The sequence below is a fragment of the Halomonas sp. LMYGS-3 genome (assembly GCF_059509875.1).
This window is the reverse complement of record NZ_JCAKFQ010000012.1, coordinates 121,644-132,547: the sequence shown is the minus strand read 5'-3', so window position 1 is coordinate 132,547 and position 10,904 is coordinate 121,644. Positions and strand designations below refer to the sequence as shown.

At 66.5% G+C, this 10,904-nt stretch carries 11 protein-coding genes; 1 reads left to right on the top strand and 10 read right to left on the bottom strand.

Annotated features, from left to right (window positions below):
* Positions 1-376: 376 nt before the first annotated feature.
* Positions 377-1,315 carry a carbon-nitrogen hydrolase family protein gene (locus AC5W54_RS13210; RefSeq protein WP_495962559.1) on the top strand — a complete coding sequence of 313 codons (939 nt, stop codon included), beginning with the start codon at positions 377-379 and terminating at the stop codon, positions 1,313-1,315.
* A 119-nt stretch (positions 1,316-1,434) separates the two neighbouring features.
* Here the strand turns inward: AC5W54_RS13210 and kynA are convergent, their stop codons facing one another.
* The 10 genes from kynA to antA all read right to left on the bottom strand — a co-directional run bounded on the left by kynA (position 1,435) and on the right by antA (position 10,701).
* Positions 1,435-2,292, bottom strand: a complete 858-nt coding sequence (gene kynA / locus AC5W54_RS13205) for a tryptophan 2,3-dioxygenase (protein ID WP_495962558.1) — start codon at positions 2,290-2,292, stop codon at positions 1,435-1,437.
* A 126-nt stretch (positions 2,293-2,418) separates the two neighbouring features.
* The gene (locus AC5W54_RS13200) at positions 2,419-3,678 is read right to left on the bottom strand and encodes a TRAP transporter large permease (RefSeq protein ID WP_495962557.1); all 1,260 of its coding nucleotides are present in this window, start codon (positions 3,676-3,678) and stop codon (positions 2,419-2,421) included.
* A complete protein-coding gene (locus AC5W54_RS13195) occupies positions 3,675-4,223 on the bottom strand; it encodes a TRAP transporter small permease (protein ID WP_495962556.1) in 549 nt (182 codons plus the stop codon). The genes AC5W54_RS13200 and AC5W54_RS13195 overlap by 4 nt, the downstream gene beginning before the upstream one ends.
* Positions 4,224-4,277: 54 nt before the next feature.
* On the bottom strand, positions 4,278-5,264 hold the full coding sequence (locus tag AC5W54_RS13190) for a TRAP transporter substrate-binding protein (protein WP_495962555.1): 987 nt from the start codon (positions 5,262-5,264) through the stop codon (positions 4,278-4,280).
* 67 nt (positions 5,265-5,331) lie between these two features.
* Positions 5,332-6,267, bottom strand: coding sequence for a catechol 1,2-dioxygenase (gene catA, locus AC5W54_RS13185; protein ID WP_495962554.1), 936 nt, complete (start codon positions 6,265-6,267; stop codon positions 5,332-5,334).
* Positions 6,268-6,334: 67 nt separating this feature from the next.
* The gene (catC, locus tag AC5W54_RS13180) at positions 6,335-6,625 is read right to left on the bottom strand and encodes a muconolactone Delta-isomerase (RefSeq protein WP_495962553.1); all 291 of its coding nucleotides are present in this window, start codon (positions 6,623-6,625) and stop codon (positions 6,335-6,337) included.
* A gap of 30 nt (positions 6,626-6,655) precedes the next feature.
* Positions 6,656-7,780, bottom strand: a complete 1,125-nt coding sequence (locus tag AC5W54_RS13175) for a muconate/chloromuconate family cycloisomerase (RefSeq protein WP_495962552.1) — start codon at positions 7,778-7,780, stop codon at positions 6,656-6,658.
* Between the two features lie 7 nt (positions 7,781-7,787).
* Positions 7,788-8,804: an anthranilate 1,2-dioxygenase electron transfer component AntC gene (antC, locus tag AC5W54_RS13170; RefSeq protein WP_495962551.1), complete on the bottom strand. Its 1,017-nt coding sequence runs from the start codon at positions 8,802-8,804 to the stop codon at positions 7,788-7,790.
* A 19-nt stretch (positions 8,805-8,823) separates the two neighbouring features.
* Positions 8,824-9,309 (bottom strand): anthranilate 1,2-dioxygenase small subunit, encoded by a 486-nt coding sequence (antB, locus tag AC5W54_RS13165; RefSeq protein WP_495962550.1) that lies wholly within the window; start codon positions 9,307-9,309, stop codon positions 8,824-8,826.
* Positions 9,310-9,312: 3 nt separating this feature from the next.
* Positions 9,313-10,701: an anthranilate 1,2-dioxygenase large subunit gene (antA, locus tag AC5W54_RS13160; protein ID WP_495962549.1), complete on the bottom strand. Its 1,389-nt coding sequence runs from the start codon at positions 10,699-10,701 to the stop codon at positions 9,313-9,315.
* Positions 10,702-10,904 lie beyond the last annotated feature (203 nt).

The following is a 10,904-nucleotide window of genomic DNA, read 5'->3' as shown; positions in this document are numbered from 1 at the left end:
GGATTGCTGAGTTGCGTTAGACTGATTCATGACCTGCCTCCCTCAATAGTGGCTCTGTGTTCTGGTCCCTACCTCAACGTAACCCACGACGTTGAGGCGGGGCAGGTCAATCCATCATGTCTACATCGCCGTTCGGACCGACCAGAGCTCGGCCGATACCCCAGCCGCCCGGGCCCGGGCCAGGAAGGGCACGGCCAGGAAGTCGGTGGCTGGCCTTCGTTCCCGGCGTGCATGTGAACTATGCTGAAACGGTGCTGCCGATGAAAGACGGCCTGCCAGAAATGCATGATTTTCCGGCCGAAATTGGCGGGTCGGGCGAACAGGTGCCGGAATAGCATTCCGCCTTTCGGGGCAAAACCTAAAGGCAGGGAATATCATGACAAGGATCGCAATCGTTCAGGAACCGCCGGTGTTTCTGGATCGTGAAAAGACAATCGCCAAGGCTGCCGCCAAGGTTGCCGAGGCGGCAGCGCGCGGTGCGGAACTGATCGTGTTCAATGAAGCCTTCGTGCCCGGTTATCCTGCCTGGATCTGGCGGCTAAAGCCCAGTACGGACTGGGGGCTGAGCGAGGCGCTGCACGCAAGGCTGGTGGCAAATGCCGTCGATCTGTCCTCGGACCAGTTGCAGCCGCTTTTCGATGCGGCGGCCAAGGCCACGGCAACCGTGATCTGCGGTATCAACGAGCGCGACAGCAAGACCAGCGGCACGACGATCTACAACACTCTGGTCACGATCGGGCCCGATGGCACGCTGCTGAACATTCATCGCAAACTGATGCCGACCAATCCCGAACGCATGGTCTGGGGCTTCGGCGACGCCAGCGGGCTCAAGGTCGTCGATACACCCGCCGGCCGCGTCGGGGGGCTGGTCTGCTGGGAAAATTTCATGCCGCTGGCGCGCTATGCGCTGTATGGCCAGGGGATCGAGATCCATGTCGCACCGACCAATGACAGCGGCGACGGCTGGCTCGGCAGCTTGCAGCATATCGCCCGCGAGGCGCGCTGTTGGGTGCTCGGCGCGGGCAATGTGCTGCGGGTCAGCGATCTGCCCGCGGATTTCCCCGACCGCGAACGGCTCTATCCGGATGCGGAGGAATGGATGAATCCCGGCGACAGCGTGGTGATCGCGCCGGGCGGCGAAATCGTCGCCGGACCGATGCGCAAGGAGGTCGGGCTGCTTGAGGCGGATATCGATATCCCCCGTGTTGCCGCCGCCCGCCGTGCCTTTGACGTGGCCGGGCACTACAGCCGGCCCGACATTTTCACGCTTGAGGTCGATGCCCGGCCGCAAAGCCCGATCGCCTTCAAGCGCTGAGCGCCGCGATCAGACCCCGACGTCACTGTCGTTGCCCCTGCTCTTGCGACTTCGGCCGTCCCGCCTGGCTCCGAACTCGGTGTCCGCCAATGCTGGGTAAGCTCACCTCGAGCTGAAGCCTAGATCAAGGTCCGAACCTGCCAGAGTTCCGGGAAGAACCGCCGCTCCAGGGCCGAGGCCAGGTAGGCGACCCCGGCGGTGCCGCCGGTGCCGCGCTTGCGGCCGATGATCCGCTCCACCGTCTTCATGTGGCTGAAGCGCCACTTCTGGAAGTTGTACTCGGTGTCGACCAGCTTCTCGGCCAGCTCGTAGAGCTCCCAGTGGTGCTCGGTATCGCCATAGACCTCGGCCCAGGCCCGCTCCACCTCGGGGCTGGGGCGGTAGGGCTCGGACCAGTCGCGGTCGAGCGCCGCGGCGGGAATGGCCAGCCCACGCCGCGCCAGCAACTGCAGGCTGAGGTCATAGAGGCTGGGGGCGTTGAGCACCTCGGTCAGTCGCGCATGATGCTGCGGATGAGCACGATGCACCTCCACCATGGCGGCATTGCGATCGCCGAGCAGGAACTCCAGCTCCCGGTACTGGTAGGACTGGAACCCCGAGCTCTGGCCCAGGCTGTCGCGGAAGCCGGCGTAATCCGCCGGGGTCATGGTGACCAGCACCTCCCAGGCCTTGATCAGCTGCTCCTGGATGCGCGAGACCCGGGCCAGCATCTTGAAGGCGGGCTGCAGCCGGTCCGCGGCGATCTCCGCGGCGGCAGCGTGGGTCTCGTGGAGACACAGCTTGAGCCACAGTTCGGCGACCTGGTGGATGACGATGAACAGCATCTCGTCATGCTCGCCGGACTGGCGATGCTGGCAGCTCAGCAGGCGCTCCAGGTTCAGGTACTGGCCGTAGCTCATGGCCTGGTCCCAGTGGACACCCTCGTCGTCCAGGTCCACCGTCGTCCCGGCCGCCCTCTTCTCGTCCTGCTTGGCCATCGCTTGGCCTCCCCGGTTTCCGAGCTACCTCCATAGTGCGCGAAGCCTGGCCGTCATGCCATGGCCCCCGGCTCGGCACCCTCCGGGTCGCGCAGAGCCGCTGCAAAGCACGGGGCGCCATCCGCGTCACAGCAGCGCCAGCGTCAGCCAGGGCTGCCAGGCCAGCAGCACCAGGGCCACCAGACTCATGGCCAGGAAGGGCAGCAGCGCCCGGAAGATGCGCAACGGCGGCACCCCGGTCATGGAGGAGCTGATGAACAGCCCCGCCCCCACCGGCGGCGTCAGCAGCCCCAGCACCAGGGTCAGGCACACCACCACCCCGAACTGGAAGGGGCTGATACCGAACTGGCCCTGGGCGATGGGCAGCAGGATCGGCACCACCAGGATCAGCGCGGCGATACCGTCGACGATCATCCCCACCAGCAGCAGGATGCCCACCACCAGCAGCAGGAACAGGAAGGGATCCGAAGTCACCGAGGCGATCCAGGCGGCGGCCATCTGTGGCAGCTGCTCGTAGACCACCACCCAGCCGAACACCCCGGCGGTGGCGATCAGTACGATCACCAGGCCGGCATTGATGGCGGTACGCTCGAGGATCTGCGGCAGCCGGTCGAAGCTCAGGTCGCGATAGACGTAGCGGCCGATCAGCAGCGCCGCCAGGGAGGCCAGGGCCGCCGACTCGGTGGGGGTGGCCAGGCCGAAGAGGATGCCGCCGATGATGATCAGCGGGATGGCCAGGGCCGGCAGGCCCATCAGCAGGTAGCGACGCGCCTGGGCACGGCTCGGCCAGTCGCCCTTGGGGTACTGCTGTACCAGGCCGATGGCGGTGATGGCGACGAAGAACAGCAGGCCCATCAGCAGGCCCGGCAGGATCCCGGCGATGAACATGTCGGCGATGGGCACCTGGGCCATGACGCCATACAGCACGAAGAGCATCGACGGCGGGATGATCGGCGACATCAAGCCACCGGCGGCGGTGATGGCTGCCGAGAACGGCTTGTCGTAGCCCTCCCGCTCCATGGCCGGCACCATCGCCCGGGACATGATGGCGATCTGCGAGGCCGCGGAGCCGACGATGGCCGCCATCATCATGTTGGCCACCAGGTTGATATAGACGAGCCCGCCGCGGAAGCCGCCCACGAGGATGCGTGCCAGGTCGATCAGCCGCCGGGTCAGGCCCCCCTCGTTCATCAACTCCCCGGCCAGCATGAACAGCGGAATGGCCAATAGCCCATAATTTTCTATCGCCCCGAACAGCTGCTGGGGATAGGAGGCGAACAGCAGGGTGTTGCCGGAATCCAGGATGTACCAGGCGGCGGAAAGCGCCAGCACCAGGGCAATGGGCACCGCCCCCAGCAGCAGCAGGGCGAAAACGGCGAGTGTCATGCCAGCCTCCTTTGCCCGGGCCACAGGGCCTTCAGGCTGTCGGTGAAGTTGACCAGGCCATGCAGCCCCAGGGAGACCGAGAAGATCGGCAGGCAGAGCCACGACCAGAACTTCGGGATACCCAGGGTGCTGGTGCGTTCGGAGTAGATGAAGTTGAAGGTCTCCATCTGGAAGGCCTCGATATCGAAGCCGGTAGACCACAGCACGGCGGGCTCGTACCAGCGCCAGCACAGCACGAAGAGGAATATCGCGAAGAGCAGCACCACGGCATCGACGCACAGCGCCACCGCGATGCGAGCCCCGGTCGGCAGCGCATCGACCAGCAGGGTCACGGCGATGCCCTCACGGCGCTTGAGCACCACCGAAGTGGTCAGGAAGGCCATCCAGACCATGCCATGGATGGCCAGCTCGTCGGTCCAGTAGAGGGCATGGCCCAGGGCCCGGGTGACGATATTGAGCAGGATCAGCCCGGTGATCGCCGCGGCCAGGGTGGCGGCGACCATCACCTCGCCGCGTGCCAGGCCTCGAGAGAGGGTAGTCAGCATATCGGTGTCCTGATGGCTGGACCGCCCCGGGTTGCCCCGGGACGGCCTAGGCGGTTAGGGGGCGTTCAGCTCGGCGACCGTCTCGCGCAGCGCGGTCAGGGAGGGCGCCTTGGCGGCCCAGGTGGCTTCCCAGGCGGCGATCGCCTCGCTGAAGAAGGTGTCGTCGGCATCCACGATGCCGATGTCCAGGGTGCGCAGCTCCGCCTCCTGGTCGGCATCCTGCTGCTGGAAGGCGGTGATCACCCCGTCCAGATGACGGTGCATGGTGGTCTGGATCAGCTCGCGATCCTCGGCGGACAGATCACGCCACACCCGTGCCGAGACCACCCCCACCATGGGGAACATCATATGGTTGGAGATCAACAGGTTATCGGCCTGTTCGTAGAACTTGAGGATCAGGATGGAATCGAAGTCCATGTCGATGGCATCCACCTGGCCATTGGCCAGGGCGTCGTAGACGGCCGGCAGCGGCAGCGGCGTCGGCGCGGTTCCCGCGGCCAGGTAGAAGTCGCGGATCGGGTCGAAGGGGGTGATGCGTACCTTCTTGCCGCGCAGGTCGTCGGCGCTCTCGATGGGGCTGCGGGTGAGCACCTGGCGCATGCCGGCCATGCCGTAGCCGATCCCCATCAGGCCGGCCCGGGCCGGCAACTGCTCGAGCATCTCGGTGGCCGTGTCGGAACGCAGCAGCGCTGCCGCCTGGTCGACATTCGCTACCAGGTAGGGAGCATAGAGAGCGCCGAAGTCAGGCACGCGATTGGAGATCTCGGCGATGGTCAGGAACGCCATGTCCAGGGAGCCGGCCTGCAGCTGCTGCACCATCTGCGCCTCGTTGCCGAGCTGCTGGGAGGGGAAGACACTGACGCGGTGCTCGCCGTCGCTCGACTCGGCGAGCTCGGCACCGAACGCCTCCGCGGCCTGGGTCCAGTGATGGGCCGGCGGGGTGATCAGGCCGAGGCGGAAGTCACGGGCCTGGACGGTCGTGGCGGTCAGGGTGAGGGAGAGCGCGACGGCGGCGCCCACCAGGGTCTTGGTCGGGGTCATGGGGATCTCTCTTGTATTGTTGTGGAACGTGTAGCGAGTGCCCCGGCCGCTGGCCGGGGCCGGTCGATCAGCCATCCTCCAGGGCGCGCGGGCGCTTGTGACGCTCCTGCAGCTCGGCGTCGTCGGTCCTGGCCAGTTCGACGTCGAACACCACCTCGGTGAAGGGGCCATCCAGGCCACGCGCCTCGGCCTCGGCGGCGTCCTCGATGCGGTTGGCGTCGATCACCAGCTCATCGCGGGTGGCGAAGGCGAAGTCGTCGTAGGTGTAGGGGTCGCCGGCCAGGTTGATCTGGGTGGTCAGGTGCTTGTGACCCGGCGCCGAGATGAAGAAGTGAATATGCGCGGGACGCTGGCCATGGCGGCCGAGCAGGTCGAGCACCTGCTGGGTCGGGCTGTCCGGCGGGCAGCCGTAGCCCGACGGGATGATGCTGCGGGCGCTGTAGCGGCCGTCGGCGTCGGCATGGATGGTGCGGCGCAGGTGGTACTCCGCCTGCGAGGGGTCGAAGAAGGAGTAGTTGCCCTTGGTGTCGGCGTGCCAGATCTCGACCCTGGCGCCGGGAACGGGGTTGCCGTCCACGTCGCGGACCTGGCCGGTCAGCCACATCACCTCGGCCTCGGTGTCGCTACCATCATCCATGCGCGCGAAGCCCCCGGCCTCCGGCGCACCGGCCACGTAGAGCGGGCCCTCGATGGTGCGCGGGGTACCGCCGGCCAGTCCGGCCAACTCATCGGCGGCGTCCATGCGCATGTCCAGGTAGTGGTCGAAGCCGAGCCCCGGCGCCAGCAGGCCGAACTGGGTCTCCTTGCCCAAGGCATTGAGCTGGCTGACGGCGCCCCAGAACTCCTCCGGGGTGACGTCGAAGTCATCGATCATCCGATAGACGTCGGACAGCAGGCGATGCAGGATCTGCTTGGCCCGCTCGCTGCCGCCGGCCTGCTCGAAGCCGCTGACGGCCTTCAGGAAGTCCTGCACGTCGGGGGTATCGAAGATCTTTACGGTCATGGTCATGTCTCTCTAGTTGTCGTTCTTTACCCGTTGCGATACGGGGCGTGGCTGAGTTCACCCGTGGTCAGCTATCGTCGTCACGGATGGAGGAGGGGTGACGGCACAGCGGCGTGACGCGTATCTCCATCCAGGGGAACAGCGGCAGGTTGGAGACGATCTCCTGCAGTTCGGCGTTGTCCTCGACGTCGAAGATGCTGACGTTGGCGTAGCTGCCGGCGACCCGCCACAGGTGGCGCCACTTGCCGGCGCGCTGCAGTTCCTGCGCATAGGCCTTCTCGGTCGCCTTGATCTCGGCGGCCCGCTCGGCCGGCATGTCCGGCGGCAGCTTGACGGTCATTTCCACCTGGAAGAGCATGAGCGTCTCCTTGGGATAGGGGGGCGCGTCTCAATCGCGGCGCCGGTAATGGTTGAGCTTGTCCTCGTCGAGGGTGATGCCGAGGCCGGGGCCGGTCGGCAGCTCGACGCCGAAGTCGTGATAGCGCAGCGGCTCGGTGACGATGTCGTCCTTGAGCAGCAGCGGGCCGAACATCTCGGTGCCCCAGGCCAGCTCGCCGAGCGTCGCCCAGGCGTGCAGCGACGCCGCGGTGCCGATGGTGCCCTCCAGCAGGGTGCCGCCGTACAGCCCGATGCCGGCGGCCTGGGCCACCTGGGCCAGCTCCAGCGCCCCGTAGAGCCCGCCGGCCTTGGCGATCTTCAGGGCGAAGGCGCCGCTGAAGCCGCCGGCCGCCAGGTCGAGGCCGTCGCGGGCGTCGGCCACCGCCTCGTCGGCGAGCATCGGCACGTTGAAGCGGTGGGCCAGGCGAATCAGCCCGGCGTGCTCGCGGGCCGGAATGGCCTGCTCGATCAGCTCGATGCCGGCGTCCTGCAGCGCCTGGATGCCGCGCACCGCGGTGGTCTCGTCCCACGCCTGGTTGACGTCGACGCGCACACTGGCCCGCTCGCCCAGGGCCGCCTTGATGGCCGCCACGTGGGCCACGTCCCGGTCCACCGGGTGGGCGCCGATCTTCAGCTTGAAGTCGCCGTGGCGACGCTCCTCGAGGCGCTGGAAGGCCTCGTCGATGTCCTGGCGGGTATCGCCGCTGGCCAGGGTCCAGAGCACCGGCAGGTGCGTCTGGCGGGCGCCGCCCAGCAGTTCGGCCACGGAGAGGCCCAGCCGCTTGCCCTGGGCATCGAGCAGCGCGGTCTCGAGCGCCGACTTGGCGATGCGGTTGCCGCGGGCATGGCGGGCCAGGCGGGCGCGCAGGGCATTGACATTGCCGGACGGCTGACCGACCAGCAGCGGCGCCAGGTAGGCATCGATGTTGCGCTTGATGCTCTCGGGGCTCTCGGGGCCGTAGGCCAGGCCGCCGATGGTGGTGCCCTCACCCAGCCCTTCGATGCCGTCGCTGTGGCGCATGCGCACGATCACCATCGTCTGGCAGGCCATGGTGGCCATCGACAGCTTGTGCGGCCGGATGGTCGGCAGGTCGACCAGGTACGTCTGGATCGCTTCGATATGAATGTCGTTCATGGGATCCTCAGCTCGAGACGAACTTCTCGAAGAACACGCGGTGCTCACCCACCTCGCGCGCTTCAAGCCATTGCTTGGTGGCTTCGATCATCGGCGGCGGCCCGCACAGGTAGGCGTCGAAGGGCTGGGCCAGGAAGTCGAGGTCGAAGAGGTCGCAGACCACGCCCTTCTTGCCCTGCCAGGCCTCGGACGGGTTCATCACGATGGTGTCGAAGGCGAAGTCGGGCAGGGCCTCGGTCAAGGCATCCAGGCGCGCCAGCTCGCTGAGGTCCTGCTCCTGGGTCACCCCGTAGCAGAGACGGATCGGCTGGGCGCACTCGCCCTTCTCGGCCAGCTGCTCGAGCATGCCGAGGAAGGCGGAGAGGCCGGTGCCGCCGGCCACCATCAGCAGGGGGGCCTGCACCTCGCGGAGATAGAAGGCCCCCAGAGGCGCCTCCAGGGAGATGGCGTCGCCCACCTTGGCGCGGTCGCGCAGGTAGTCGCTCATCACGCCGCTGGGCAGCAGGCGAATCAGGAAGCGAAGCTTGCCCTCCTTCACCGCCGAGGTGGCGAAGGAGTAGGCCCGCCACTCATCGCTACTCGGCACCTCGATGCGCGCATACTGGCCGGGCAGGTACGGCAATGCCTGGGCGGGATCGTCGAGGGTGATCTCGAGGATGGCGGCGCCGTCGGAGACCTGTTCCACGGCGCTGACGGTGCCGTCATGCACCTCGGTGGCCACGCTGCAGACGTTGGAGTCGATGTCGAAGTAGAAGGAGGCCTGGCTGGAGCGCAGGCGAGTCTGGCAGGCCAGCACATGCCCTTCGGCGATCTCCTCCTCGGTCAAGGCTTCCTCGTCGATATACTCGACGTCGACGTCGCCGGACTCACGCAGGCAGCGGCAGGTCCCGCAGACCCCTTCCCGGCAGTCCACCGGCAGGTTGACCCCGTGACGCTGGGCGGCATCCATCAGCAGTTCATGCTTGTCGACCTTGACGAAGCGGGTAGTGCCGTCCCGAAAGACGATGGCGGCTGTGTTGTGCATGACTCGCCCTCCAGCGTGATCAGACGTGGTAGAAATCGAGCACGGAGTCGATCCGGTCGTTGAGCAGCAGCGTATGCTTGCGGCTGATCTGCCAGCCGTCGCCCTCTTCACGCAGGGTGTAGTCGGCAGTGCCGAAGAAGTGACCGCTCTCGCCGAAGCGATGGAAGTGGGTCACCCAGTTCACCCTGACCTGGACCTGGCCATCGTCCCGGTCCGTACAGCGCACATTGCTGATCAGGTGCAGGGTGCGCGGCATGGGGGTGCAGGCGGCGGACTTGCCGGTGCGGATGCGGAAGACGCGGTCCTCCAGCCCGGTGCGGTCGGCGTAATACATCAGCGACATCTCGCGCTTGGGGTCGCGGGTGACCTCGCTCTCGTTCTTCCACTGGGGGATATGGAACTCGCACTCCGGCGCGAACTGCGCCAGGTAGCCGTCCCAGTCCTGGTCATCGCAGAGCGCGGCGACCCGGTAGAGGAACTGTTCGATCGATTGCTGACGGTTCATGATTCACACCTCCTGGAGCTTGAGCGCTTTCTTTTCGAGACCCTCGAGCAGCAGCCGCTGCCAGGTACCGTGCTGGTTGACGTAGAGCCCTTCCTGGGTGAACTCGGTGCCGGTGATCACCGGCTGGATGCCGAGTGCCCGGCTGTTGGGGGTCTCGCCGGTCGCCCAGCGCTGATGGCCCCGGGAGATGTCGCTCCAGCGCTCGGCGCGGGCCTGGAAGCCGCGCTGCTGCTCGCGGAACTCCACCAGGTCGTCCGGGGTGCCCATGCCGGAGACGTTGAAGAAGTCCTCGAACTGGCGGATGCGGTTCTCGCGGTCGGCAGCCGACTCGTCCTTGACGCCCAGGCACAGGCTGATCACCTCGGTCTTGTTCCAGGCGATGGGGCGCACGATGCGCAGCTGCGAGCTGATCTGGTCCATGAAGAACAGGCTCGGGTAGATATTCAGGTTGCGCAGGCGGTGCATGGTCCACTCGGCACGCTCCCTGGGCAGCTCCTCGAGCAGGCGCGGCATCACCGTGGCGTAGCCGGGACGCACCTGGGGATTGGGCATGTCGCTGAACAGCAGGCTGTGGCCGTTGGCGAAGGAGAACCAGCCGTCGTCGGTGTCCTTGTCGCCGGCGCCCAGCTTGCTGTAGTCGAGGGTGTCGCCACCGCCGCCCTGCTTCTGCGACTCGAGCTCGCGGCGGTGCTGCACCGTGGAGACGTAGTTGTAGTGCACGGTGCTGACGTGATAGCCGTCCAGGCCGTTCTCGTTCTGCAGCTTCCAGTTGCCGTTGAAGGTGTAGCGGGACTCGCCCGGCAGCACCTCCAGCTCACCGCTGGGCGACTGCTCCACCATCATGTCGAAGAACAGCCGGGTATCGCCCAGGAACTCCTCGAGGCCGACGGTCGACTCGGTGTCCAGGCTGATGAACACGAAGCCGCGATAACTGGCGATGCGCGCCTGGCGCAGGCCACGGCTGGCCTTGTCGAACTCCGCGGGATACTCGCTCGGCGCCTTGACCTTGACCAGGCGGCCATCGGACTTGTAGCACCAGGCATGGAAGGGGCAAGTGAAGGTGGACTGGTTGCCCTTGCAGACCCGGGTCAGGGTCGCCCCGCGGTGCTGGCAGGCATTGGCCAGCGCATGCAGTTCACCCTTGGCGTCGCGGGTGATGATCATCGGCTGACGCCCGGCCTGCATGGTGATGAAGTCGTTGGGATTGGGGATCTGGCTCTCGTGGCAGGCGAAGATCCACTGCTTCTCGAAGATCAGTTCCATCTCGAGATCGAACAGCGCCTCGTCGGTGAACATGTCACGGGCGATGCGATAGACGCCGTCATCGGGGCGGAAGTCGAGGCAATTCTCGACGAACGCCTGCCATTCGGGGAGGGAGCGTTGTGCCGTCATCGGTCGTTACCATCTTGTTGCTTGTCGGGTACGACCCACCTTAGGCACTCCCCCCGGCCTCCACTATGCGGTTATTCGAGGAAGGCTATTCACTTTTTCCGCCAGGCAGGATGCCCATGCCGGCAGCCTCACTCCTCCCGGGTCCTGGTCGTTGCCCGGTGCCGCCCGCCCCGGGACGCTGAAACGGGCGGCGACGGGAAGCG